The organism is Anaeromassilibacillus sp. Marseille-P3371, from assembly GCF_900169665.1.
Classification (GTDB): Bacteria; Bacillota; Clostridia; order Oscillospirales; family Acutalibacteraceae; genus Anaeromassilibacillus.
In genome coordinates this window covers 2,179,781-2,204,268 of the sequence record NZ_LT835157.1, presented here as the reverse complement: position 1 = coordinate 2,204,268, position 24,488 = coordinate 2,179,781, and the positions used below count along the sequence as shown (strand labels likewise).

The 24,488-nt window shown below is 47.9% G+C and carries 23 protein-coding genes and 3 tRNA genes; 21 read left to right on the top strand and 5 right to left on the bottom strand.

What is annotated here, in order from left to right:
* The first annotated feature begins 92 nt into the window (after positions 1–92).
* From hprK to B9Y59_RS09105, 10 genes are all read left to right on the top strand, one after another.
* Positions 93–1,064: an HPr(Ser) kinase/phosphatase gene (gene hprK, locus B9Y59_RS09150; protein WP_411656208.1), complete on the top strand. Its 972-nt coding sequence runs from the start codon at positions 93–95 to the stop codon at positions 1,062–1,064.
* A 147-nt stretch (positions 1,065–1,211) separates the two neighbouring features.
* Positions 1,212–1,964, top strand: coding sequence for a phosphatase (locus B9Y59_RS09145; RefSeq protein ID WP_158088990.1), 753 nt, complete (start codon positions 1,212–1,214; stop codon positions 1,962–1,964).
* 26 nt (positions 1,965–1,990) lie between these two features.
* The gene (gene murB, locus B9Y59_RS09140; protein WP_054324164.1) at positions 1,991–2,899 is read left to right on the top strand and encodes a UDP-N-acetylmuramate dehydrogenase; all 909 of its coding nucleotides are present in this window, start codon (positions 1,991–1,993) and stop codon (positions 2,897–2,899) included.
* A gap of 40 nt (positions 2,900–2,939) precedes the next feature.
* Entirely contained in the window at positions 2,940–3,797 is an 858-nt protein-coding gene (gene rapZ / locus B9Y59_RS09135; protein ID WP_054324165.1) for an RNase adapter RapZ, read from the top strand.
* Positions 3,798–3,888: 91 nt separating this feature from the next.
* Complete coding sequence (whiA, locus tag B9Y59_RS09130) at positions 3,889–4,785, top strand: DNA-binding protein WhiA (RefSeq protein WP_242967362.1); 897 nt, start codon at positions 3,889–3,891, stop codon at positions 4,783–4,785.
* Positions 4,786–4,820: 35 nt separating this feature from the next.
* Positions 4,821–8,300, top strand: a complete 3,480-nt coding sequence (locus B9Y59_RS09125) for a DNA polymerase III subunit alpha (RefSeq protein ID WP_085533060.1) — start codon at positions 4,821–4,823, stop codon at positions 8,298–8,300.
* A 162-nt stretch (positions 8,301–8,462) separates the two neighbouring features.
* A complete protein-coding gene (gene pfkA / locus B9Y59_RS09120; RefSeq protein WP_085533058.1) occupies positions 8,463–9,431 on the top strand; it encodes a 6-phosphofructokinase in 969 nt (322 codons plus the stop codon).
* A gap of 178 nt (positions 9,432–9,609) precedes the next feature.
* Positions 9,610–9,685 (top strand) — tRNA-Trp (locus tag B9Y59_RS09115).
* Between the two features lie 3 nt (positions 9,686–9,688).
* A tRNA-Asp gene (locus B9Y59_RS09110) sits at positions 9,689–9,765 on the top strand.
* Positions 9,766–9,769: 4 nt separating this feature from the next.
* A tRNA-Thr gene (locus B9Y59_RS09105) sits at positions 9,770–9,845 on the top strand.
* Between the two features lie 236 nt (positions 9,846–10,081).
* Here B9Y59_RS09105 and B9Y59_RS09100 read toward each other — a convergent pair.
* Positions 10,082–10,474, bottom strand: coding sequence for a cytidine deaminase family protein (locus B9Y59_RS09100; protein ID WP_054324166.1), 393 nt, complete (start codon positions 10,472–10,474; stop codon positions 10,082–10,084).
* Between the two features lie 220 nt (positions 10,475–10,694).
* Here B9Y59_RS09100 and B9Y59_RS09095 point away from each other — a divergent pair, with 220 nt between their 5' ends.
* A complete protein-coding gene (locus B9Y59_RS09095) occupies positions 10,695–11,618 on the top strand; it encodes an SIR2 family protein (protein ID WP_085533056.1) in 924 nt (307 codons plus the stop codon).
* Between the two features lie 327 nt (positions 11,619–11,945).
* A complete protein-coding gene (locus B9Y59_RS15760) occupies positions 11,946–12,218 on the top strand; it encodes a hypothetical protein (protein WP_158088989.1) in 273 nt (90 codons plus the stop codon).
* Between the two features lie 173 nt (positions 12,219–12,391).
* Here the strand turns inward: B9Y59_RS15760 and B9Y59_RS09085 are convergent, their stop codons facing one another.
* A complete protein-coding gene (locus B9Y59_RS09085; RefSeq protein ID WP_054324170.1) occupies positions 12,392–12,574 on the bottom strand; it encodes a hypothetical protein in 183 nt (60 codons plus the stop codon).
* An 85-nt stretch (positions 12,575–12,659) separates the two neighbouring features.
* Between B9Y59_RS09085 and B9Y59_RS09080 the strand changes: the two genes are divergently transcribed.
* Complete coding sequence (locus B9Y59_RS09080; protein ID WP_054324171.1) at positions 12,660–12,914, top strand: hypothetical protein; 255 nt, start codon at positions 12,660–12,662, stop codon at positions 12,912–12,914.
* Between the two features lie 7 nt (positions 12,915–12,921).
* Here B9Y59_RS09080 and B9Y59_RS09075 read toward each other — a convergent pair whose 3' ends face one another.
* Entirely contained in the window at positions 12,922–13,137 is a 216-nt protein-coding gene (locus B9Y59_RS09075) for a hypothetical protein (RefSeq protein WP_054324172.1), read from the bottom strand.
* Positions 13,138–13,267: 130 nt separating this feature from the next.
* On the opposite strand from B9Y59_RS09075, the gene B9Y59_RS09070 reads away from it, so the two are divergent.
* Together B9Y59_RS09070 and B9Y59_RS09065 are read left to right on the top strand one after the other, a co-directional pair.
* A complete protein-coding gene (locus B9Y59_RS09070) occupies positions 13,268–13,744 on the top strand; it encodes a rhomboid family intramembrane serine protease (RefSeq protein WP_085533053.1) in 477 nt (158 codons plus the stop codon).
* Positions 13,745–14,017: 273 nt separating this feature from the next.
* The gene (locus tag B9Y59_RS09065) at positions 14,018–14,404 is read left to right on the top strand and encodes an SH3 domain-containing protein (RefSeq protein WP_054324174.1); all 387 of its coding nucleotides are present in this window, start codon (positions 14,018–14,020) and stop codon (positions 14,402–14,404) included.
* A gap of 39 nt (positions 14,405–14,443) precedes the next feature.
* Here the strand turns inward: B9Y59_RS09065 and B9Y59_RS09060 are convergent, their stop codons facing one another.
* Complete coding sequence (locus B9Y59_RS09060) at positions 14,444–15,694, bottom strand: glycosyltransferase (RefSeq protein ID WP_054324175.1); 1,251 nt, start codon at positions 15,692–15,694, stop codon at positions 14,444–14,446.
* 176 nt (positions 15,695–15,870) lie between these two features.
* On the opposite strand from B9Y59_RS09060, the gene B9Y59_RS09055 reads away from it, so the two are divergent.
* From B9Y59_RS09055 to B9Y59_RS09030, 6 genes are all read left to right on the top strand, one after another.
* A complete protein-coding gene (locus tag B9Y59_RS09055) occupies positions 15,871–17,025 on the top strand; it encodes a glycosyltransferase family protein (protein ID WP_085533051.1) in 1,155 nt (384 codons plus the stop codon).
* A gap of 24 nt (positions 17,026–17,049) precedes the next feature.
* The gene (locus B9Y59_RS09050) at positions 17,050–18,114 is read left to right on the top strand and encodes a glycosyltransferase family 2 protein (RefSeq protein ID WP_085533048.1); all 1,065 of its coding nucleotides are present in this window, start codon (positions 17,050–17,052) and stop codon (positions 18,112–18,114) included.
* A gap of 17 nt (positions 18,115–18,131) precedes the next feature.
* Positions 18,132–19,328, top strand: a complete 1,197-nt coding sequence (locus B9Y59_RS09045; RefSeq protein WP_085533046.1) for a glycosyltransferase — start codon at positions 18,132–18,134, stop codon at positions 19,326–19,328.
* A gap of 70 nt (positions 19,329–19,398) precedes the next feature.
* Entirely contained in the window at positions 19,399–20,859 is a 1,461-nt protein-coding gene (locus B9Y59_RS09040) for a UDP-N-acetylmuramoyl-L-alanyl-D-glutamate--2,6-diaminopimelate ligase (RefSeq protein WP_085533044.1), read from the top strand.
* Positions 20,860–20,906: 47 nt separating this feature from the next.
* Positions 20,907–22,283, top strand: a complete 1,377-nt coding sequence (locus tag B9Y59_RS09035; RefSeq protein WP_085533041.1) for a UDP-N-acetylmuramoyl-tripeptide--D-alanyl-D-alanine ligase — start codon at positions 20,907–20,909, stop codon at positions 22,281–22,283.
* 302 nt (positions 22,284–22,585) lie between these two features.
* Entirely contained in the window at positions 22,586–23,263 is a 678-nt protein-coding gene (locus B9Y59_RS09030) for a C40 family peptidase (protein WP_085533039.1), read from the top strand.
* 523 nt (positions 23,264–23,786) lie between these two features.
* Here B9Y59_RS09030 and B9Y59_RS09025 read toward each other — a convergent pair.
* A complete protein-coding gene (locus tag B9Y59_RS09025) occupies positions 23,787–24,488 on the bottom strand; it encodes a riboflavin kinase (protein ID WP_085533037.1) in 702 nt (233 codons plus the stop codon).

Sequence of the window (24,488 nt, the reverse complement as noted above, 5' to 3'; positions counted from 1 at the left end):
GATGTTTTCCGGATGGTCTAGTCCACCGGGCCGATGGCAGCTTCGCGGGGAGGTTGTCGATTGGAAAAGTAACAAAGAAAGCAGGTGTATCCATGATGCCAACCAGTCAATTTCGAGTATCCCTTTCCAAAGTCATGCAGGAGCTCTCTTTGGATGTCATCAATATGTGCGGCGACCCGGATAAAATTATGATCTCTTCCATGGACGTCAACCGTCCAGGTTTGGAACTCAATCGGTTCTTTGATTATTACGACACCAGCCGAATCGTAATTTTTGGCAATGCGGAGACCGCATTCCTCGATTCCTTGGAACCGGCGGAACGCGCCAAGGTTCTGGACGAGCTGTTCTCGCAGAAACCGCCGGCTGCCATCATAGCGCGGGGCTTGAAGCCTGCACCAGAGCTGCTGGAGGCGACAAAACAGAACGGTGTACCGCTGCTGAGTACCCAAGAGACCACTTCCAGCTTGGTAGCAGCGCTGGTACAGTTCATGAATGTAGAGCTGGCGCCGCGTATTACGCGCCATGGTGTGCTGGTTGAAGTTTACGGCGAAGGAATTCTGCTGGTGGGAGACAGCGGTGTCGGCAAGAGTGAAACGGCAATCGAGCTTATCAAGCGAGGGCATCGTTTGATCGCAGACGATGCGGTGGAGATCCGGCGTGTTTCCGCAAAGTCCCTCGTCGGTTCTGCGCCGAAAAATATCCGCCATTTTATCGAGCTGCGTGGTATCGGAATCATCAATGCCCGCCGTATCTTTGGTATGGGTGCGGTTAAGGTGACGGAGAAGATTGATATTGTAATCAATCTGGAAATTTGGGACAACAAAAAGGTATACGATCGTATGGGAATCGACAGCGAGTACACCGAGATCCTGGGAATCAAGGTTCCGGTATTGACGATTCCGGTCAAGCCCGGACGAAATCTTGCGATTATCATTGAGGTTGCAGCAATGAACAATCGCCAGAAGAAGATGGGCTATAATGCTGCCACAGAGCTTTTGGCCAGCTTAGGAATGGATGTGTCCACGTTGCGAGAGGATGAAAAGAAGCTGGAACTGGACCTGTAAATTGTTCGGGCATGTTTATTATTTGAACGATCAGCCGTGTGCCCTAAGGGGAAAACTTCCTTTTGCGGCATGCGGGAATCTCTTGCGGCGGCGGTTCTATCCATTGGAACCGCCCCGTACATTTTATTGCATACGGAGCAGAGAACGATGAAAATTATAGCGGATACTCATTGTCATACCATCGCGTCCACGCATGCGTATTCTACCCTAAACGAAATGGTGCACGCGGCGGCAGTAAAAGGGCTGTACGCCATTGCCATCACCGACCATGGCGTCGCCATGCCGGATGCCCCGGGAAAATGGTATTTCCAGAATTTAGTAGTGGTGCCGCACAAGTTGGAAGGCGTATTGGTCTTGCGCGGGGAAGAGTGTGATGTGATAGACTACGAAGGGAACACAGATCTTTTGGAGAGCGACTTGAACAGTTTGGATTGGATTGTTGCTTCGATGCATGATCCAGCTATGCCCAAAGGGCCGCATTCTGTGGAAGCGATCACCAATGCATGGCTGAACATTTCCAAAAATCCGCATATCCAGGTGATTGGGCACAGCGGTTCCGAACAATTCAAGTATGATTATGAGCGGGTCATCCCAGAATTTGGACGGAATGGAAAACTGGTTGAACTAAACGAGGCGACGTTCAGCAACCGCCGGAAATCGGTCCAGAACTGTGTACAGATTATGAAGCTCTGCAAACAGTATGGGGTTCCCATTGTGGTCAATACGGATTCCCATTTTTCGGCACGTGTGGGATGCTTTGAGAATTCTTTGCGCTTGTTAGAGGAACTGGATTTCCCAGAGGAACTGGTGGTCAATTCCAGCGTAGAGCGTTTTAATGCCTACTTGAGGCAATACACCAAGGTATATCAAGACCCTCTATTGGAATTGGATTTGCTTTAAAGAATAAATGGCGAGGGAGGAACACGATGAACCGGATTGAAATGCTTGGGAGAAAGGCATTGGCTTTCGGATGTGGCGTGGCTTATGAGGAGCCGATGAACCGCCATACGACCTTTAAAATTGGTGGTCCCGCCGAGCTTTTTGTGACGGCGCACAATGCGGCAATGTTGTCAGACTTTTTGCGGGAAGCGAAGGAACTGGACGTGCACGTCATGATGGTTGGAAACGGTTCCAACCTGCTGGTGAGCGACGAAGGAATTCGCGGCGCGGTGATCCTGCTGGACGGCGAATTTTGTGATGTTCATCAACGCAGTGAAAAGGAGATTGTGTGTGGCGCAGGCATTTCCTTGGCAGGCCTGTGTAATTTTGCAAAGGGGCGGTCCCTTGCTGGCCTGGAATTTGCTTGGGGCATCCCCGGATCGGCAGGCGGAGCAGTTTATATGAATGCGGGGGCTTATAATTACGATATGAGCAGTGTTGTCACCTCAGTCAGCCATGTTGCGCCGGATGGGACGTTTGGTATTTTATCCGGGGATTCTTTGCAGTTTGGTTACCGGCACAGCGCCTATATGGAAAACGGTTGTACCATCGTTTCCATGACGCTGGAATTGCAGCGGGGCGATGCAGGGCAGATTGCACTGCTGATGGAGGAACACTATAATAGCCGCAAGGCAAAGCAGCCTTTGAATAAGCCCAGTGCAGGCAGCGTGTTTAAACGGCCGGCTGGCCATTATGCGGGGGCGTTAATTGAGCAGTGTGGACTCAAAGGACGCCGTGTGGGCGGAGCCGCAGTCAGCGAAAAACACGCTGGATTTATAGTGAATTTGGGAGATGCGACCTGTAAGGACGTCTTGGAGCTGATTTCCATCATCCAGGAGACGGTTCTCCGGGAAACAGGGGTCTCTCTGGAATGCGAGGTGCGGCTGGTGTCTTGACCGGCCGCCCGGATGTTTACAGGAAAGGATGCGAGTTTTCATGGAATTTTTAATCGTCACAGGCCTCTCTGGGGCAGGAAAATCCCGAGCGGTGGATGCTTTGGAGGACATAGGGTTCTATTGTGTGGACAACATCCCACCCAAGCTGATTCCTACGTTTTACGATCTGTGTGCCAAGGCGGGGAACACTTTTTCTCGCGTCGCTGTGGTGACGGATATCCGCGGGGGCGATATGTTCAGCAGTCTGTTTGAGACATTGGACGATTTAAGAAATGAGGATAAACGCTATCGCATTTTATTCCTGGATGCAAACGATTTTGTGCTCATCAACCGTTTTAAGGAGACGCGCCGGAAACATCCTTTGGCAGAGAACAACCTGGGTTCTCTGGAACAAGCGGTTAAGCTGGAACGTGAGATTTTGCGCCCCGTCCGAGAAAAAGCGGATTATATCATTGATACATCCTTTCTTTCTCCGGCACAGCTCAAAGAGCGCATCTCCAACCTGTTTTTGGGAGATGCTTCCCAGGCTCTGATGATTCATTGTGTCTCCTTCGGTTTTAAGTATGGCATCCCAACGGAAGCTGATTTGGTCTTTGATGTGCGCTGTCTGCCGAATCCATTTTATATCGAGGAACTCAAACCTCTCACAGGCTTGGATGAACCGGTATACTCCTACGTGATGAAGTGGGAGCAGACAAAGGGCTTTGTGCAGAGGCTTATCAGTTTGATCGACTACATGATTCCGCTCTATTGTGATGAAGGGAAGAGTCAGTTGGTGATTGCGATCGGTTGTACCGGAGGAAAACACCGTTCCGTCGCGTTGGCTCAGCTGCTTTACGATCATCTTCTGGAAAAAGGGCATCGGACAAGCGTCAATCATCGGGATATTCGAAAATAAACGGTTTTTAAAAGTCTGTGCTTGGCAGAAGACCGGAATTGGACAGTAAGGCGGTGAAATCGTGTCGTTTGCGGCAGATACCAAAAATGAAATGTGTAAATCAGTACCGCAGCGCTCCTGCTGCAGAAGGGCGGAGTGCTACGGTTTACTTTTATTTGGCAGGGGTTTTTCAAGATCGTCGGTCTGTATGGTAACAGAAAATGCCTCTGTCGCCCATCAGGTGGCTCAATTGGCGGCACAGGTGGCCGGGGTCATCGTCGATCTACGCAGTTCTTTTTCCCGTAAGAAGGAGAATCATAATACCTTCTCCGTCTTTGTAGAGGGGGACGACCAGAGAGAACGCCTGTTGAGCGTCTTTGGACATGAAGCGGGGGAGATGAACCTGCGTATTCATAAGCAGAACTTCCTCTGCCCGGATTGCCTAGCGGCATTTTTGCGCGGTGCATTTTTGTGTTGCGGCACGGTAACCGATCCAAACAAGGAGTATCATCTGGAGTTTGTTGTGCCTTATAGCAATTTGGCAAAGGATCTTTTATGTATCCTACAGACCTGTGGTGTTGAAAATTTACAGCCGGGTTTGAGCAATCGGCGGGGGGCGTTTGTGGTTTATAGCAAGGGAATGGAGCAGGTTACGGATGTGCTGACATACTTGGGCGCTCAATCGGCCGCTATGGAGCTCATGCAGGTCAAGATGCTCAAAGAGGTTCGCAATCAGGTCAATCGCCGGACCAACTTTGAGACAGCAAATCTTGGAAAAACGGCAACAGCTGCAGCCCGACAGTTGTTGGCAATCCAGAAGATTGTTGCCTCTACGGGATTGGGAGAATTGCCGGAAGACCTGCGCGAACTGGCAGAACTGCGCCTGCAAAATCCGGATATGTCCCTGCGGGAATTGGGGGAGACGCTTTCGCCTCCGTTGAGCCGATCCGGAGTCAATCATCGTTTACAACGCCTTGTGGAATTGGCAGAAAGTCGATCCGAGCGATAAGAACCTGTTACATTTATGGAAAAGGGGGAAGCGACATGTTTGCGCACCTGCATTTGCATACGGAATACAGCCTTTTAGACGGCGCATGCCGCATCAACCGTCTTTTGGATACTGCGGCGGAACGTGGGGATAAAGCGGTGGCGATCACAGACCACGGCGTGATGTATGGCGCGGTGGAGTTTTATAAGGCGGCAAGGGCGCGCGGCATTAACCCGATCATTGGCTGCGAGGTGTACGTGGCACAGCGTTCCCGGTTTGATAAGACCCGTGAACTTGATTCTGAGCATCGCCATTTGGTTCTGCTTTGTGAAAATAACACTGGTTACCAAAATTTAGCCGCTATGGTATCAAAAAGTTGGATCGAAGGGTTTTACAGTAAGCCGCGGGTGGACTATGAGCTTCTGGAGCAATACCATGAAGGGCTCATTGCGCTGTCTGCTTGCCTGGCAGGAGAGATTCCACGGGCACTTACAGCAAATGATTACGAGCGGGCAAAGGAAGCGGCCTTGCACTATCGGGATATTTTTGGAGACGGGAATTTCTTCTTGGAACTACAGGATCACGGAATTCGGGAACAAAAATTGATCAATCCGTCGTTGATTCGTCTGTCTAAGGATACCGGAATTCCATTGGTGGTTACGAACGATTGCCACTATATTCAACGTGCAGACAGCAAGATGCACCATATTCTTTTGTGCATTCAAACGAACCATACCGTCGAAGATAAGGACGGCATGGAATTCGCCTCGGATGAATTTTACTATAAGACGGAGGAAGAGATGCGCGCGTTGTTTCCAGATCATCCGGAGGCTGCTGACAACACTTGGAAAATTGCAGAGCGCTGTCGTGTAGAGTTTGAATTTGGAAAGACGAAGTTACCACATTTTGATACGCCGAACGGGCAGGAAAACACAGCGTATTTTCGCGAGAAATGTTATGAAGGGTTGTACAAATACTACGGAGAGCATCCGGATTCTGCCATTGTTGAGCGATTGGAGTACGAACTTTCCACCATTGAAAAGATGGGGTATGTCAATTACTACCTGATTGTATACGATTTTGTCCGGTATGCGAAAAGTGTCGGGATTCCGGTGGGACCTGGGCGTGGTTCCGGGGCGGGCAGCTTAGCTGCATACTGCATCGGCATTACAGGTGTGGACCCATTGCGGTATCATCTGCTGTTTGAACGTTTTTTGAATCCGGAACGGATCAGTATGCCCGATTTTGACATTGATTTTAGCGATGAGCGCCGGCAAGAGATGATCGATTATGTGGTGCGTAAATACGGCAGCGATCATGTGGCGCAGATTGTCACTTTTGGCACGATGGCGGCACGCGGATCGATTCGTGATGTGGGACGCGCTATGGCGATTCCCTACGCGACTGTGGATAGCATTGCAAAGCTGGTTCCAATGGAGCTGAATATTACACTGGAAAAGGCGCTGAAGGCTTCCCAAGAGTTGCGGCAGCGATATGATACGGACCCGCAGGTTCATGAGCTGATCGATATGGCCCGCCAGCTGGAAGGAATGCCCAGGAACGCTTCTACACATGCGGCCGGAGTCGTAATTACAGACCGCCCGGTAAGCGAATATGTCCCGTTGGCAAAGAATAATGATTCGATCGTCACACAATATACCATGACGACATTGGAAGAACTGGGTCTGCTGAAAATGGACTTTCTGGGCTTGCGGAACCTATCGGTCATACACGATGCGCAGGGGATGATTCGGGAAAAGGACCCGGATTTTCAGATTGAGAAGATTCCGTTGGACGATCAAAAAGTCTTTGACATGCTTTCCGCCGGCTCGACGGATGGGGTCTTTCAATTTGAATCCGGTGGAATGCGCAGTGTCATTATGCAGCTGAAGCCGGAGCACCTGGAAGATCTGATTGCGGTGATTTCTCTGTACCGTCCCGGGCCGATGGATTCCATCCCACGCTACATTGAGTGCCGCCATCATCCAGAGAAAGTGCGGTTCCGCCATCCGCTGTTGCGGGACATTCTGGACGTCACCTATGGGTGTATTGTCTATCAGGAACAGGTTATGCAGATTTTTCGAAGCTTGGCGGGGTATTCCCTCGGGCGTGCTGATATTGTTCGCCGCGCCATGAGCAAGAAAAAAGCGGCTGTAATGGAAAAGGAACGGCAGATTTTTATTTATGGTTTGGTCAATGAGGACGGCATGGTGGAAGTCGAGGGATGTATCCGCCGTGGAGTGGATGAAGAAACCGCCAAAGCGATCTTCGGCGAGATGGAGAGTTTTGCCTCCTATGCATTCAACAAATCGCATGCAACTGCTTATGCAACCCTGTCCTATCAGACGGCTTGGCTGAAATGTTATTACCCGCGAGAGTACCTGGCGGCGCTGCTCACCAGTGTTTTGGACAATACAAACAAGTTGGCGCGCTACATTGCAGAGTGTGTTCGTTTGGGAATCCGCGTATTGCCTCCCCATGTCAACCTCAGCCGCAACGGCTTTACCGTTGACGGCCAAGACATTCGTTTTGGGCTTTTGGCAATCCGGAATCTGGGAAAGGGATTCATCAGCAGTCTCCTACAGGAACGCGATGAAAATGGTTCGTATACCTCGTTTTATAATTTCTGTAAGCGGATGTATGGAAAAGATTTAAACCGCCGTGCATTGGAAAGTTTGGTAAAATGTGGTGCGTTGGACCAGTTAGGTTATAACCGTAGGCAAATGTTGGAGAGCGTTGCTTCTGTCCTAGAGTCGTTGGATGCGGACAAACGACGCAATGTTGAGGGACAGCTGGGTTTCTTTGACAGCTTAACTCCAAAGGCGGCGGAGGAAGAATTTACGGTCGGACCTATGCAGGACTTGAGCATTGCGGATAAGTTGGCCATGGAAAAAGAAGTGACGGGAATGTATCTTTCCGGACACCCAATGGCAGAGTATTTAGAAGAATATGACCGATTGCATGCAGCAAAGACGGGAGATTTATTGGATGAAGAGCTGGACCGTTACCATGACGGCGACAACGTAACACTGTTGGGAATTCTTACCAAGGTTCGTTTGAAGGTGACAAAAAACAATAGCACAATGGCTTTTGTCACCGTGGAAGATATGTTTGGCTCCATTGAAGCCCTGGTATTCCCAAATACTTTGACGCAGTATGCGCCCCTCATTGCAGAGGGAAATATTGTACAGATGCGCGGACGTGTCAGTATGCGCGAGGATGAGGAGACCAAACTGGTTTGTGAACAGGTACTTCCTGCTCCAGAAAAAGGACATCCCGTGGAGAGGGCGCCCAAAAGAAAAACAAAGCGGCCCGGTTTATATCTAAAAGTTCCAGGAAAAGAGAGCCCTTTATATGAGAAGGCCAAGAAATACCTGTTGATCTTTGATGGACCAACTCCCTTATATGTTTATTTTGAAGATACGAAAAAGTTGATGCTTGCTCCTACCGCTATGCGTGTGGATGTAAATGATGTGTTATTGCGCGAACTTCGTAAGGTTTTGGGGAATGCAAATGTTGCTTTTGTGAAAGAATGAGTGAATTTTCCATATAGCGGGTTCATTTATCCATATTTATGTCTTGATTAGTTCTTACAAAATACGCTATAATAGGGATAATTAGACAAAGAATCCAGTATCAGCGCCATACGGGCGCGGCTTTATAAAATCAAATAGATTTTGTTTTAGGAGGATACGGTTATGAGTATGAAAAAAATTGGCGTGCTGACAAGCGGCGGTGATGCACCGGGTATGAATGCAGCGGTGCGTGCAGTGGCGCGTACAGCGTTGACTTCTGGAATGGAAGTTCTTGGTATTCACAGAGGGTATCACGGCTTGTTGAACGGCGACGTGTTTGCGATGGATCTCCGCAGTGTATCGGATATCATCCATCATGGCGGTACAATGCTGTATACAGCGCGCAGTAAGGAATATAATACGCCGGAAGGAGTTCAGAAGGCGGCTGATATGTGCCACCAGTTGGGCATCGAAGGCGTTGTGGTGATCGGTGGCGATGGTTCTTTCCGCGGTGCGCGCGACCTGACTGGAGCAGGCATCCCCTGTGTCTGTATTCCTGGTACCATCGACAACGATGTATCTAGCAGCGAGTACACGGTCGGTTTTGATACGGCCATGAATACAGCGGTGGAAATGGTGGACCGTTTGCGTGATACGACAGAGTCCCACGATCGTTGCAGCGTTGTAGAGGTAATGGGCCGCCGCTGTGGCGACTTGGCGTTGCAGGTAGGAATTGCAGTGGGCGCAACCGTGATTCTGGTTCCGGAAGTTCCGTTTGACTTCCAGAAGGACATTATCGACCGCATGCGGTTTACCCAGAAAACTGGCAAGAAACACTTCATTATTGTGGTGGCTGAAGGCGTCGGCGGTGTGACAGAGTTGGCAAAGAAGATTGAAGAGAGCACGGGAATTGAGACGCGTGCAACCGTTCTGGGCCATGTACAGCGCGGTGGTTCGCCGACGTTGCGCGATCGTGTAGTAGCCAGTGAGATGGGTTATAAAGCGGTAAAGCTGCTTGAGAGCGGCCGCAGCAATCGTGTCATTGTGGTTCGCGAAGGTAAGGTTGTCGATTTGGACATTACCGAGGCGTTGGCGATGAAGCGTCCTTTCAACAAAGAACTCTATGATATTGCATTGAAGATTTCCATCTGATTTGGAGGGGAATCTACATAGAATTGGTTAAAAACGGGCGAAAACGTGGTTCGAATTCGCCCGTTTTTTCTTCCTTTTCTTTGGAAATAATTTTTAAAAAAAGTTTGGGAAAAGCTATTGACAGATTGTGTAGAAAATGCTAAAATTAATCTCGCGCTTGAGGGTACCGCAAAGAAATAGGGGTATAGCTCAGTTGGTAGAGCAGCGGTCTCCAAAACCGCGTGCCGAGGGTTCAAGTCCTTCTGCCCCTGCCATATGGCTCGGTAGTTCAGCTGGTTAGAACGCTAGCCTGTCACGCTAGAGGTCGACGGTTCGATCCCGTTCCGAGTCGCCATTTTGCTGCTATGGCTCAGTCGGTAGAGCACATCCTTGGTAAGGATGAGGTCACCAGTTCGATTCTGGTTAGCAGCTCCACAAAAAGTCCAGGAACCATTTGGGGTCCTGGACTTTTTGTTATCTGTATTTTTTTGATTGTCGCTATTTAGGCATGGTTACAAAAAACGGATCTGTTATACTTTGGGATATGTACTGAGGGAAAATGAAAAATGAGATTTCAAAAAATGGATAATGCTTCATGCTTGTTCATGGCTAAAGAGATAGGATGTCCTTATCGTGCCTAACTTCACTCTACTCCATGGAATCGCTTAAATCTATATCCACCATTCTGGCGTCAGTTCACTGAGAGTCAAGATCTGATTGGTATCATAATCCATCATGATTTGTACTTGATTGCATTTGCCCGGCATGAGTTGAGCCATAAATTCACGACATGCGCCACAGGGGGCTCCCGTTTTTCCGTTTGGCATTAACGCTACGACGCGCCTCAGCTCATTTTCCCCATTGGTTATCATGTTGAATATGGCGTTTCTTTCTGCACAGATACCAAGGGAACACGCTGTATCTACACAGACGCCAACATAGATTTTCCCGGAGTTTGACTCAACGGCCGCAGCTACACATCCTGCACGGATTTGTTCTGAAAGGACCCGGTCATTTTGAACTGCTTTTGCAGCGTTATATAGATCCATCCATATTTGGTCCATTTTTACCTCCTTTGTTTTCCGTTGGTTCAGCTGTTTTCACTTCGAAATAGCTTGTTGAACCCATTTCATTTTTATTTGCTCCGAATGTTAACGATACAATTATCCCGTGTTTCTTTCAATGTCGAGCTGTAACTGGGGGAGATCCGCATTTTTATTCACATACTCACCAAATCCGCTTTTTGAAAGAGGGGGCCAAAAGACTTAGAAAGAGGATGAATAAATGCCGAATGCACTTTTTGTTGGCAATGGCTTGAACCGCTGTTATCCGACTCTACATTCCTGGGGCGGTATGTTAGAAAGTTTGGCGGAAAGACTAGGTGTGTCAGGAAACAAAAATGCTTCCTTTACCATGGAGTTTGAACGCATTGCCAATATTGCTTTGAAAAAAGGGCGCTTTTCTGGGGATCAGGCATTCCGGCGGATCAAAACCTGTGTTGTTTCGTCCATGTTGAATCCAAAAAGTCAGCCGCAAGTGCTCCATAGGTGTTTGATGGAACTGCCGGTGAAAGAAATTTTGACGACCAATTATGATTATATGTTGGAGTATGCATGGGACCCAGGTTTTTTTCAGCGTGGGATAAGGGCGGGGAGCGATGAAATTCGTTATAGCTTATACCGCAAGCAGATCGTAGGAGGGAAGATAGTCCGGCATATTCATGGAGAGGCGAAGGCCCCTTCCTCGGTTTGCTTAGGTTTTGAACATTATGCAGGGGCTTTGGCAAAACTGAGAGGGATGCTGCTCGCCCACGAACCGGGCGTACGTGATGTGGTACTATTTAATCTGCTAAGAGGAGAACGGAAGAGCACCGGAAGTTTTGCAGACCTGTTTTTTACGCACGACCTTTTTTTCGTTGGCTATGGGTTGGATCGGGTGGAGGTGGACGTCTGGTGGCTGCTGACGTATCGGGCTTTCCTGATGAATGCGAATTACCGCGGGATGGCTTCCTTTATAAAGAATCGCATTGTATTTTACCATGTGGGAGAAGAAAGGGAAAGCTTTTTACAGCTGCACTCTTTGCTTGAAAGTTTAAATGTTGAGGTGGTTTTTCAACAGGTGCCGGCAGGAAGTTATGAGCGAGGATATTTGAATGTGTTGGAGAAGATTCGGCAACATCTGCGGGGAAATGAATCTTTCGTCAAATGAGCATTTCAGTGGCTATAGAACCATCGGTTGTAGAGGACGTTTCTGTTTAAACGATCCATTGTTTCCTGTTTTTTTGGAAAATGCTTGCAGATTTCGATTGATTCCTGTATAATGATTTCTCGCACGACTTTAAGTTAGGAAAGGAATGTTATTGTGGACGAAATCGAGCAAATTTATTCCGGGGAGATCTATCGGCCGTTTCTTCTTTATTGTGAGCGGCACCATTACAAAACGATGACGGATTTGGCTCGGTGCAGATTTGATCAACTTGCAGCATCAGAGGGTCTTCAACCGCGCTTGGTAAGTCGAATCAAGACCATGTTTCTTATGTATGTCAAACAGCATACAGAGGCTTTCTTAATCGACCGGCGTGTTTCTAGACCAGCGACAACGCCGCAGAAGGCACAGGGTTCCTCCAATTTGGAAGGACAGTTGGAAGCATTTTTTAAACAGAATCCAGACCGCCTGATTCGTATGCCTGAGGTGACGAAAGCCCTGGGCGGAAAAGTAAAGCGCAGCGAGGTTCTGGATATTTTGGAGCGATCCGATTGGTGTAAGGTTGTGGATGGTACGACCTTTTTCTATTCCTCGGGGACTTGACCCCATCCTGTAGAGAGCTGTTTTGGCTCTCTTTTTTCTTTATCATGCCAGAGTTTTAAATCTCAAAAGTTCGAACAAAAGGACATTTTGTGCGGCCATAAGCGTCCAAAACGGATGAGTCCTCTGAAAGCCTTCTTTCCCTTTTTCGGAAAGAAGGCTTTCAGAGCTGGCGCTTATGTTTCGGAATCGGGCTTTGTGGGTGGATAAAAAGAAGGGAAAAAGGAGTCCGGCGACTCTTTAAACCGTTTGACTAGATCCTCTTGGGGATCGCCCGCATTTTTGGGGCGCCTCATCCACTGAGGTTCAGGGTTCTCTTTGGGGTTCATACAGTGGTAGACGTTCATTTTTACAACCATGATTCACACCTCCACCAATATTTTATTCGATAGAAGAGGATTGGTGTCCGAAAAGAATCAAAGGATAGAAAGGAAGCAAAAGCGGATGAAACGATACTTTTTTAGGACTCACAAGTGGGATGCAATCAATCGACTATTCGGCGGACAAAAAGAGTTCGATCCACATCGATATGAGAAGTATACGGAATTAGAAGTTGTCCGTCAGGACGATGGGCGTTTCTCGGTATGGGGGAATGATAAAGAGGATACAGATCTATTGCGCGATACTCATAAGGACCCACAGGCATTATTTGCTGCAATTGCAGACCTTGCGGATGAGGTCGTGTTAGACGAAGATTGAGGAACGATCAATGCTGGTCGGAATTTCCGAAAAGTTTTATTTTTTCCATAGTTGTGTGGCATCGTTGCAGCTGATTCCGCAACAAGCTCAGTTCCACTTGAGAATTTGCATCTGTTGAAATGAGCTGTGCATCTTCAATCAGATGAATGTTTCTGATACAACGAAACTCCATTTGGTGTAGAGCTTCACAGATGTTTTCCAGATCGGACGAATCAAATTGCATAGCGATACCTCCTTCAAATAATTTGTTGTTAGTATACCCGATTTTAGCCCGAATCTGAGGGGATAGAGGGGTTGGTTGTATGAATCCAATCATTTTGACCGAGACTTGAAAGATAAGGAAGGTGTTATCCATGAAATGGCTGAATCATCTTGACTACAAATTTGGCCGCTATGCGATTCCTCATTTGATGTATTATCTCTCTGGTATAATGCTGGCGATTTTTTTAATCGATCTGTTTCTTCCAGGGGCGCCAGTTCAATCGCTACTGGCACTTGATATGGGGTTAGTCGCACAGGGACAAATTTGGCGTTTGATCACATTTATCTTTTTGCCCCCCTCCAGTTCTCCGTTTTGGATTTTATTCAATCTCTATTTTTATTGTCTACTGGGCAACGCTTTGGAAAGCGAATGGGGAGCCTTTCGGTTCAATGTTTATTATCTTTGCGGCGTACTAGGGTCAATTTTGGCCGCATGGGTCACCGGCTATGGAGTCAATCATTTTTTGAATTTGTCCCTTTTTTTAGCCTTTGCTGCACTTTATCCCGATTTTGAATTGTTGCTATTCTTTATTTTGCCAATCAAGGTGAAATATTTGGCGTTAATTTAATCTAATTTACTATGTTGGTGCGTTCCTCTTTGGTACCTGGGCTTCTAGGGCGGCAATTCTGATGTCCCTATTGAATGTCTTGCTCTTTTTTGGCGGAGACTTCTTCCGTTGGGCAAAACAAAAGATGCGTTATTGGAATACAAGGCGCAATTTTCGGAAATATAATCGATAGGCAGTATTTTTTGGAATTTTTGTATTGGAGCGGTTGCACAATTCTGCCAATTGGTGGTATAATTTGTTTAAATGTCATTGAAATATGTGGGGAGGCGTTCTATGAAACGGTTTTTCTGTCTATTGTTGGTAGTAAGTCTGTTCCTGCTTACCGGCTGTTTTGGAAATAGTGAGGAGGGAGAGACGTCTTCAGAGAATTCCGCTCCGGCGTCCTCCTCCCCAGCAGAAGAGGAGCCTTCTCTCATCCCAGCGGCATTGCCCGCCTTACCAGATGTGCATCTGACCATTGGGAGAATTGTCAATATCATCGAAGGAAGTTATGCGAATGTTCGTAGTGCGCCTGACCAGACCAGCCAGGCAATCGGTAGAGCCTACTTGGGGGATACTTTTTTAGTGGATACAGACGGTAGTTCTGGCGATTGGGTTAAGATTACCTACGAAGGACAGGATGGTTTTATTTTTAAGGCATATATTGAAGTTCAAGCATAAAGAAAAGACAGCCTCGGAGGTCCGAGGCTGTCTTTTCTATCAGGGTTGGATTGCAGCGGCAAAGCGGGTGAAATTGTGTTCTCCAAAGAAGTGTTCTTCCCAGATACGGCGGCAATTGGCCCGCAGTGCCTGGCGTTCCGCAGGGGAAAGTTGCGCAAAGGCAGTGATATGATGAGCAAGAACAGAGGGCTCGAATTCCATGGGGAGCAAATAGCCGGTTTTTCCCTCACAGACGATTTCAGAGGTACCACCTACGTCCGTAGCAATAGCGGGAATTCCAAAGGAACAGGCCTCCATGATACTGACTGGAAGACCTTCAGAACTGCTGGTGTTGATAAAGATATCCACTGGATGTTGCCGGTAATAGGCCATCAAATCTTCATTCCGAATGGGCCCTGCAAGCTGACAATCCATAAACGAAAGATGTTCCTTTGCATAGGCTTGCAATGCTTCCAGCCCATCCCCTCCGCCAAAATGAGTCCATCGAAGCTTCAGGCCACTTTTCTCCAAAAGAGAGAGTGCCTGTGCTAGAAGCTCTACACGTTTGACTGGAGAGATATGGCAACAACTGACGATTTGTAATTGGTTTTCCTGCGGTTTTGGAGAGAGGCCAAAGTCACGGGTGCCCAGATAAGCAGTCTCTACCTTGTCGCGGTAGGCTGGATAACTTTTTTGCAGCAGCTGGCTTCCATTGGCTGAACAGGGGTAAACGCGGTCGATGTGCTTCAAAAGATAAGGGCGAAGAGGCAGATAACCGGTCGCATTGCGGTCTGCATAGAGGTCGTAGCGATGCGCGCGGCTAACTGCACGTGTTGCTTTTGCTTTACAACAATCCCGCAAACGGACGGCTACAAGCGCAGTATCGTAAAACCAATAGCTATAAAAGGTGACTCCATCCCAATGCTCCAAATCACACCCCTCTAACTTTTTAGAGACCGCACGGTAAACAGCATCGGCCTTTGCCAGAAAGTAGGTTAGGAATCCCCGGCGCTTCAAAGAACCTCGGACAGCTGCACGTTCTTCCGGGCCAGCATATCCATTGCACTGAGTGAAGGGAAGATAGGAGAACGCGGTTCTCAACAGGGCCCGTTTGACATGGCTTGCGGGAATATGAAAAACCGTTGCATTTGCTGGGACCGAACGGGTTTGTTCTGGGGTATCGGAGGTGCTGGTGGCAACAATAAACAGCCGGTCAAATGCCTTAGCCAGCACAGGAACCTCATCTTCGATGAACTCTTCTCCCTTGTCAAAAGGATACGTTTTTGTGAGGAGAACCAGACAGGTCTTCATGAAAATGCCTCCAATCAAGATGTGTGCAAGTTTAGGATAACATACCGCCCCATGCATTTCAACCGCCAGTGCGGTTAGATTCTACTTGCCCTCTCTGGGGGAGGATGGTATAATTTGTACAATTAAAAAGGAAAATAGAGAGGGGACTGTCCCCTAGAAAGGAGGCTTTGCCATCGATGAACTTACTGTATCTCACATTTCAGGAAGATGCACCGCTTTATCTGGGCGTTACCCGAAAAATTCGCGGGCAGGCGTCTGCATTTCAAAAGTTAGGTTATCATGTGACCTACACATTGTGGAATGGAAGAACGTTTTGTTTTTATGGCGCAGACAGCTGCGAGGTACAGATTGGGCAAGGCCGTGTGATGAAACAGTTTTTCCAGATTGCAACCGACTATGTGGCTTCGCATCGCTTTGATGTGCTATATATTCGTTTGGACCGAATCAGTTTTGATGCGATTCGTTTATGCCGAGCAGCCAAACGAGCGGGAACGCGACATATTGGAATAGAAATACCCAATTACCCTTATTTAAAGGATTACGCGCGAAACCTCCAATACGCAGAGGGGCTAAAGGCCCGAGCAGTAACTGCAGCAAAGATTGCTGCCAACATAGCGGGGGACCGCCTATCAGGGGGATCTTTGAAGGGATTGGTCAATGGCGTTGTGCTCTATGGAAATCATGCGGACCACTTTTTCGGTGTAAAAGCGATCAATGCGGACAATGGTATTGATACGGATACGATACCGGTTGTTCCCCCAAAGCAGGAAGGGGAACCTATCACCATGTTGGGGGTGGCAGGCACCCTGTGGTGGCAAGGGTATGATCGTATTTTACGGGGAATGCAGGCGTACCGGCAGGCAGGCGGGCGGCATCCATTGCACTTTGTTCTGGTGGGGGGAGACCGCACGGAAATGCCGGATTTTTTGGCGCAGGTAAAGTCCCTGGGCTTGGAGAAAGAGGTGCTTTGTCCGGGTTTTCAAACAGGTGATGCGCTCAACTGCACGTACCGCACAGCGGATGTGGGAATTTCTACGCTGGGATGTTTTCGGCGAGGTCTGACACGTTGTTCCTCCTTGAAAGCGCGTGAATATGCGGCTGCAGGCCTGCCGTTTCTCTATGCATACGACGATGACAGTCTTACTGGAAAGGAACCTTTCGCTCTTCGAGTGCCCAATGACGATACTCCTGTAGATATGGAACGGTTGATCGCATTTGTTGAGCGCTGCCGTAGACAGCCGAATTGTAGCGTACAAGAGCGTACGTTTGCAGAAGAACAATACGATTGGAAGGCAATGATGCAGCGCATCCTTGTATTTCTTGGTGTTTAAGAAGGCGGAAAGGAGGGCTTTTATTTGCCGAAAGTCAGTGTGATTGTACCGGTTTATAATGTAGAAGCATACTTGGACCAGTGCGTAAAGAGTATTTTGTCCCAAACATTGGAGGATATAGAAGTATTGTTGATAAACGATGCATCTACGGATGGATCGTTGGAAATCGCCCGTTCCTATGAGAATGATGCACGGGTACGGGTGCTGGATAAACCTCACGGCGGGTTGGGAGATACCCGCAACTACGGGGTAGCCCGTGCGACGGGAGAATACCTTGCTTTTGTAGATTCGGACGATTGGGTGGACCCGGAAATGCTGGAAACCGTCTATGCGGCAGCAAAGGAGCATTCGGCGGACTTGGTAGTCTTTAATTACATGCGTGAGAACTTAATTGACGGGGAGAGCCGTGCTTGCAGTGTTCCGCTACAGGCTTCTGGATCGGACGAAGAGCGCAATCGAGCGCTGCTGGAAGAATTGATCGGTCCTTCGGTGAGTGGGAGCCCTTGGCGCACAACAGAGATGTTAGGATGTGCTTGGCGTCGATTGTACCGGCGGGAGTGGTTTGTCGAGAACCATCTGTTGTATCCCAATGAGCAGGAGGTCATGTTGGAGGACTTGCCCGTATCGATTATGGCGCATGCGTTGGCTGAGAAGATTGTGTTTGCGAAGGGCGCCTATTATCATTATCGCTATAATCCGGTATCGCTCAGCACCCGCTATCGCCCTCATAAGATGGAAATGTTGACCAAGTGTTTTCAGCTGGTACAGAAGTTCCTGAAAAAGCAAAAGTTGTATGAGCAATATCGAGAGCGCCACTTGGCTTGGCTGCTTCGGAATGCAGCACACTCGGCACTGGTAAATTGTTTTAGTCCGCATAACCCTGCGGATTCCAAGCAGCGTAAGGCAGAGGTCCAAGAGATATTGAATACACCGCTGCTCAAGGAGGCGGCGGCTTCCAATTATCTCGCGGAGGGGAACCGGTCAGACCGGTTGATCCTGCGGGTGATTCGTACGGGGAATCCAGCCGTTGTCTATGCCTTTTATCGGTTTTATACCCATATGCTGTTCCGTGATACGCAAAAAAAATAACCGAAGGAGGGAACGACATGTCCCGGAAAAAGCAGGTGCTTTTTATCAACTACAGTCTGCACAGCGGCGGGATTGAAAAAAGCTTGGTGACTTTGCTCTCCCTGTTCGATTTTGCAAAGTACGAGGTTGATTTGCAGCTTTTCGCCAACGAGGGCCTTTTTCTGGAGCGTGTGCCTTCTCAGGTGCATTTATTGCCGCCCTTGTTCCCTGCGGAATATAAGTTGAATATCCGCCAAGCGCTAACCGCCCTTTTGAGAAAGGGTCATCCGCTTGTAGCAATCTGCCGGTTGTTGGTGACCTTCGCGGGGAAAACTCCCGGAGGAATGGGAGACCGTCTGGTGCGCATGTGGAAGATTGAGAAGCACTTTGTACATTCCGCTCAGAAGGAATACGATGCAGTTGTTGCCTTTATGGAGGGGCAGCCGATCTATTATGCCGTTACAAAAGTAAAGGCAAAGAGGAAGATCGGGTTTATTCATGGGGATTACAATGCGATGGGCTTAAATCAGGATTTTGACCGTCCCTATGTAAAGCAACTGGACGCTCTTTGCACGGTGTCAGAGGGATGTAAGGCCGCTTTAGGGGATAATTTTCCAGAATTTCAGGAAAAGTTTCATGTGATCTATAATATTATTTCGGCGCGTTTTTTGCGGAAAATGGCGGAGGAGCCAGCGAATTTCAAGGACGGCTTCCAAGGAAGCCGGGTGTTGACGATTGCGCGGCTTTCTACGCAGAAAGGGTTGGACCTGGCCCTGCCTGCGATAGCGGCTCTTCGAGAAAAAGGATTGAAGTTCCGCTGGTATATCATTGGTGTCGGTCCAGAGGAGGAATCTTTGAAAGAGCAGGCGCGTTCACTGGGAATCGAACAGGATGTTTGTTTTTTGGGAGAACAGGCCAATCCATATCCCTTTTTGCGCGCGTGTGAGGTATACTTACAGCCGTCGCGCTTTGAAGGAAAATCGATCGCAGTGGATGAAGCCATGGTGCTTTGTAAACCCATTTTATTAACAGACTTCTCCACAGCAGCGGATCAAGTGACCTCCGGAAAGAATGGATTGATTGTCCCTATGACGCCGGAAGGGATTGCAGAGGGGCTTGAAAAGCTCTTAACGGATTCCGCGTTGCGAAAAGAATTCCACAATGCCCTTGCAGCGGAGGACTTCACGAATGAAAATGAAATAGAAAAGGTATATTCCTTATTGAGTATAGAATAAACATAACTGTTTTGAATCGAAGCAATTTTGTGCAGAAAGGAGCGCCTGGTTGGCGCATCGGAGAAACGATATGCTGTTAAAAGATTTGCTGGAAGGACTGGAGTATCAAGCTACCGGGAGTACTGAAAAGGAAATCGCGGATTTGGTCTATGATTCACGCAAGGTCAAGCCCGGCTGTGCGTTTGTCTGTTTGTGTGGAGCCAACGTAGATGGACACCTTTATGCCAAACAGGCTGTAGAAGCGGGCGCAGTGGCGGTCATCGCCCAGTATGCGGTCGAGGTTGAGGGAGTGACCGTCGTGTTGGTAGCGGATACCCGTTATGCACTTGCTGTCCTCTCAGCAGCGTATTTTGGACATCCCGCCAAGGACTTACGTGTGGTAGGCCTTACAGGCACCAAAGGGAAAACCACGACTTCTTACATGATTCGCTCTATTTTAGAGGATGCAGGGATTAAAACGGGCTTGATCGGTACAATCGGCACGGTAATTGGTGAGAAGATCATCAAAACAGAAAATACAACTCCGGAATCGTATGAGGTACAGCGATCACTGCGGGAAATGGCAGACGAGGGCTGCCAGGCGGCGGTGATCGAGGCTTCCTCCATTGGGTTGCGCGACCATCGTGTTTCAGGTTTTACATTTGCGATTGGATTGTTTACCAATTTTTCTCCGGATCATATCGGAGGAAATGAGCACAAATCGTTGGAAGAGTATCGTGCATGCAAGGCTCTCCTGTTTCGGCAGTGCGAATTGGGAATTGTAAACATGGACGATGAAAATTGGCAGGCAATCACGGAGGGACATACCTGCCAGTTAGAGACCTATGGGTTCCATGAAGAAGCACAATTGCGCGCAAAAGAGGAACGTTTGCTCTCCCGACCGGGGTATCTGGGCGTGCATTTTGAATTGGAGGGGCCTTATTCGTTTGGCGTAGACGTTGATATTCCCGGACATTTTAGTGTCTACAATGCCTTGGCGGCCATTGCGGTTTGCCGCCACTTTGGCGTGACCGAGGAAAATATCCGGCGCGGTTTGAATGCAGTGAGGGTCAAGGGACGTGTGGAGCCGGTAAAAGTGCCGGGGAACTATACGCTGTTGATCGACTATGCGCACAATGCAGTCAGCATGGAGAATATTTTGGAGACGCTGCGAGAATACCACCCGAACCGTTTAATTTGCCTGTTTGGCGCTGGTGGTAACCGGGCGCGTTCCCGGCGTTATGAGATGGGGGAAGTCAGTGGAAGGTTGGCGGATCTTTCCGTTGTGACGGCCGACAATTCCCGCTTTGAAGATGTGATGGATATTATCGCAGACATCGAGGTGGGATTGCATCGAACAAACGGTAAATATATTGTCATCCCAGATCGGAAGCAGGCCATTCAATATTGTATGGATCATGCGCAGGAAGGAGATATCATTGTCCTGGCTGGCAAAGGGCATGAGGATTACCAGGAGATCAAGGGCGTGAAGTACCATCTAGACGAACGCGAGGTTGTCGCGGATATTTTAAAAGAAGAGGGGTTAGCTTAAAAGCCAACAGTCTCTCAAATATGGAACAGAAAAGGAGGCAGAGAAATATGAAGATGACAGTAGGGGAGATTCGAAGGGCCTGTGGAGGAAAGCTCCTGTGCGGAGACCCAGAGGCAGTGGTCACTTCTGTGAGTACAGACAGCCGGAAAATCGAGCCGGGTGCACTATTCGTTCCCATCAAGGGGGAACGGACAGATGCGCATGCGTACATCACTGCTACCTTTGCTGCAGGCGCAGTGGCAACGTTGACAGAAGAACATACGGAGATGAAGGATTCCAATGCGTGGATTCGTGTGCCGAGCACCCTTTCCGCTTTGCAGTTGATTGCTACAGCACATCGCGCGCGATTTTCGATTCCCGTGGTGGGGGTGACAGGAAGCGTCGGTAAGACGACAACCAAGGAAATGATCGCGTTGGCACTTTCCGCGGAGAAGAATGTCATGCGGACCGAGGGGAATCACAACAGTCAAGTAGGATTGCCATTGACGATTTTCCGACTTGGACCCGAACACGAAGCAGCCGTGGTGGAAATGGGAATGAGCGACTTTGGCGAGATGAGCCGTTTGGCGGAAATTGCCGCACCTGATTATGCGGTTATCACCAACATCGGAATCTCTCATATTCAACAGCTGAAAACACAACAGAATATTTTGGGAGAAAAGCTGCATATCATCGATCGTTTTCGGGAGGACTCCATCCTATTTTTGAATGGCGATGATCCATTGTTGGCAAATCTCCGCGGAAAGCTTCGGGTGAGGACACAATATTTTGGTATGCAGCCGTGGTGCGATTATCGGGCTGAGAAAATCGCATTTCATCCGAACGGAATTCATTTCGTTTTCCGCGCAAAAGGAATTGAACAGGAGGTAGAACTCCCTGTTCTGGGACTTCACAATGTAACAAATGCATTAGCCAGCCTCGCGGTTTCCCATTCACTTGGAGTTGATCTTGGGAAAGCTGCAAAAGCACTCCAGGAATACCAGCCTTTGGCTATGAGGCAACAATTGCACCGCCATAATGGGATTACTGTGGTCGATGATTCCTACAATGCCAGCCCGGATGCAATTAAAAGCAGCTTGGATATGTTGGAATCCCTTCGAGAGCAGGATGGACGCTGTTTAGCGGTTTTGGCGGATATGCTGGAACTGGGGGAGTTGGAACACCGTGCGCATTTCGAAGTGGGAGCATACGCTGCCAAAACCGGTTTGGATGTCCTTGTGACCGTTGGAGAGCGTGCAGCGGCGATCGCAGAGGGAGCGCGTTCCGTCAGGCCGGAGATTCCTTGCCATGTGTGTCATGCCAATGAGGAGGCCGCTGAGGTGCTAAAGAGCATTCTCCGCAGGGGGGATATTGTGTTGGTAAAGGGGTCCCGCGGCATGCATACGGATGAAATTGTCAAAAAAATTCTCGGGTACATCGGTTAAGTCCTTTTGCGAGAGGGAACATAAAAATTACAAACTTGTTATAATTTAAAAAAACCGTGCGCAAACAGCTGGGGTTTTTCTCTGTTTGCGCACGGTTTTTGTGCGATTATTTTGATTTTATAAGCTTCACTGGTTACAATTTGTAATTTTTTTCGTAAAAAGGGTTGCTATGTAATGCTATGTGTGCTATACTGTAACCAATTTGTTACAGATTGTAATTTGTATGTAAAGATTGTTACATATTTGAATAAAAAGGACAAGCTGTTTCCACGGGAGACAGTAAAAAATTGGAGGGGTTTCCATTGAATCGGAAATTTTTGCTTTTCTTTACCCTGCTGTTTGCAGCTTTGACCATTACAGTGTCTTTTGGTCATAGCGTTGCAGCAAAAGCTGCGGAGGAAAAGACCGGTGTAGGGTTGGCAGATCATGTGCTGCTGGCGTACAAGAATGGTTGGAAGTACCGCAGTGGCTGCTACGGACAGTTTGTGGGGAATAAACGAGCAAGTGATTGTTCCGGTTTGATCAAATCCTATCTTTGGTGGCAGGGAGAGGGAAAGAATCCGAATCCAGGTTCCATGTCAGTCGCAGGAAGCTCCGGTGCTATGTTGCAGAGTGCAGAAGTTTCTGGAAACATTGACTATAACGACCCATCGTCCCTTCCACGAATTCATGGTTTGATTCTCTATCAGCCAGGCCATGTGGGCGTTTATGTTGGCAACAACATGGCGATTGACAATCGGAGTTCTGGCGAGGATATGAAGTACGAAGAAGTATTTGGACGAAAGAATATCAAGTGGACGAAATGGTTTAAATTGCCCCAGATTACATATCCGACGACTGGTTGGGCTACATATGACGGGGACAAGTACTATTACGAAGACGGTCAGTATGTTATCAATACCATTCGAATTATTGATGGCGTTTCCTATACATTTGGCGCGGATGGTAAGATTGTGGAACAAAAGCCATATACTGCTTGAATGTAAAAGGACATCATTCCCCTGCAAGGAGAGATTTTCTCTTTGCAGGGGATTCTATTTGTATAACGGGGTAAGAGGAAGTAGTTAATAACCATTTTACCAGAATTGTTTTTGGTGGTTCGGTTTTATTCTGTGAAAGACCTACCGAAATCTGGTAGAAATTTTGTTCTCTTATGCATTGGGAATCGTCAAACGATTGAATGAGAATCGGGCCCTATCGGTTGCAGCAGGGAAAAGATTCCTAGTTTTTTGATTCTTTAAAAGTGTCAGAAGCAAAGAAAGACAGTAAAAGAACGGTATTTTTGACTACCAATGTCGAATCGTACACATAAAGAAAAGATCCAATGTTGAAAAGAAACGGTGCCGTGCAATGAAAAGAAAAGCACAGCACCGTTGCATAAAACCTAAGCCAATACGATCCCCAAATTTTAATACCTATAAAATTAGAATTCGCAAGGCTTGGCGCGTTTAAGGACAAGGAACATGTTTGCTCATATGAAATACATGGTGTGGGATAATCTTTTTAGAATTCGTGGTAACGGTATCCATATCCGACAATTGTTTTTATAAAGTCGTGCCCTTTTGCATATGGTTCGAGACGTTTCCTAATTTGAAACACCGTGTTTTCTACAGCATGGCAGCGATAATTGCCCGGTTCATGCCAAACAGATTCATAAATCTGGGCTTTTGTAAATGCGGCTTTCGGATGGGAATACAGGAGATATAAGACATCGAATTCCTTTACAGATAAATAAATGCTCTGGTTGTCGATGATTACATCATGAGTTTTGGCATCCATAGTAAACGAAATAGCATCTTGCTGAATTTCCCAGAAACTCTGTGCGAAAAGACAATCCTGTTTGATTTGTTCAGATAACCTTGAAAAATCATCGAACTTTTGTATGCCGCGAAGACGCTGGTATAATTGCACATCTATCTTTTGGCCGTATAGATCCCCATCGAAATTTAAGATGTGTGTTTCGATGGAAATATCCGTTTGGTTGTCCACCGTGGGGCGTTTCCCAATATGAGTAATCCCGTAGTATCGTTTGGCGTTCCATAGAATTTGTGCTATATATACCCCGGATTCTGGCAAGTTACATCTATTTTCCAGTTTTAAATTTGCAGTAGGGGCTCCTATCCATTTCCCAATTCCTCGTCCGTGAATGACCGTGCCTGATATGGTACAAATAGGTTTAGGCTCCCTTTTTCGTTGTTCTTCCAT

Excerpts from the sequence above, each read along its gene's own strand:
- hprK (WP_411656208.1), top strand. The coding sequence starts at position 93 with ATGATGCCAACCAGTCAATTTCGAGTATCCCTTTCCAAAGTCATGCAG.
- B9Y59_RS09145 (WP_158088990.1), top strand. The coding sequence starts at position 1,212 with ATGAAAATTATAGCGGATACTCATTGTCATACCATCGCGTCCACGCAT.
- murB (WP_054324164.1), top strand. The coding sequence starts at position 1,991 with ATGAACCGGATTGAAATGCTTGGGAGAAAGGCATTGGCTTTCGGATGT.
- rapZ (WP_054324165.1), top strand. The coding sequence starts at position 2,940 with ATGGAATTTTTAATCGTCACAGGCCTCTCTGGGGCAGGAAAATCCCGA.
- whiA (WP_242967362.1), top strand. The coding sequence starts at position 3,889 with ATGTGTAAATCAGTACCGCAGCGCTCCTGCTGCAGAAGGGCGGAGTGC.
- B9Y59_RS09125 (WP_085533060.1), top strand. The coding sequence starts at position 4,821 with ATGTTTGCGCACCTGCATTTGCATACGGAATACAGCCTTTTAGACGGC.
- pfkA (WP_085533058.1), top strand. The coding sequence starts at position 8,463 with ATGAGTATGAAAAAAATTGGCGTGCTGACAAGCGGCGGTGATGCACCG.
- B9Y59_RS09100 (WP_054324166.1), bottom strand. The coding sequence starts at position 10,474 with ATGGACCAAATATGGATGGATCTATATAACGCTGCAAAAGCAGTTCAA.
- B9Y59_RS09095 (WP_085533056.1), top strand. The coding sequence starts at position 10,695 with ATGCCGAATGCACTTTTTGTTGGCAATGGCTTGAACCGCTGTTATCCG.
- B9Y59_RS15760 (WP_158088989.1), top strand. The coding sequence starts at position 11,946 with ATGTATGTCAAACAGCATACAGAGGCTTTCTTAATCGACCGGCGTGTT.
- B9Y59_RS09085 (WP_054324170.1), bottom strand. The coding sequence starts at position 12,574 with ATGGTTGTAAAAATGAACGTCTACCACTGTATGAACCCCAAAGAGAAC.
- B9Y59_RS09080 (WP_054324171.1), top strand. The coding sequence starts at position 12,660 with ATGAAACGATACTTTTTTAGGACTCACAAGTGGGATGCAATCAATCGA.
- B9Y59_RS09075 (WP_054324172.1), bottom strand. The coding sequence starts at position 13,137 with ATGCAATTTGATTCGTCCGATCTGGAAAACATCTGTGAAGCTCTACAC.
- B9Y59_RS09070 (WP_085533053.1), top strand. The coding sequence starts at position 13,268 with ATGAAATGGCTGAATCATCTTGACTACAAATTTGGCCGCTATGCGATT.
- B9Y59_RS09065 (WP_054324174.1), top strand. The coding sequence starts at position 14,018 with ATGAAACGGTTTTTCTGTCTATTGTTGGTAGTAAGTCTGTTCCTGCTT.
- B9Y59_RS09060 (WP_054324175.1), bottom strand. The coding sequence starts at position 15,694 with ATGAAGACCTGTCTGGTTCTCCTCACAAAAACGTATCCTTTTGACAAG.
- B9Y59_RS09055 (WP_085533051.1), top strand. The coding sequence starts at position 15,871 with ATGAACTTACTGTATCTCACATTTCAGGAAGATGCACCGCTTTATCTG.
- B9Y59_RS09045 (WP_085533046.1), top strand. The coding sequence starts at position 18,132 with ATGTCCCGGAAAAAGCAGGTGCTTTTTATCAACTACAGTCTGCACAGC.
- B9Y59_RS09040 (WP_085533044.1), top strand. The coding sequence starts at position 19,399 with ATGCTGTTAAAAGATTTGCTGGAAGGACTGGAGTATCAAGCTACCGGG.
- B9Y59_RS09035 (WP_085533041.1), top strand. The coding sequence starts at position 20,907 with ATGAAGATGACAGTAGGGGAGATTCGAAGGGCCTGTGGAGGAAAGCTC.
- B9Y59_RS09025 (WP_085533037.1), bottom strand. The coding sequence starts at position 24,488 with ATGGAAGAACAACGAAAAAGGGAGCCTAAACCTATTTGTACCATATCA.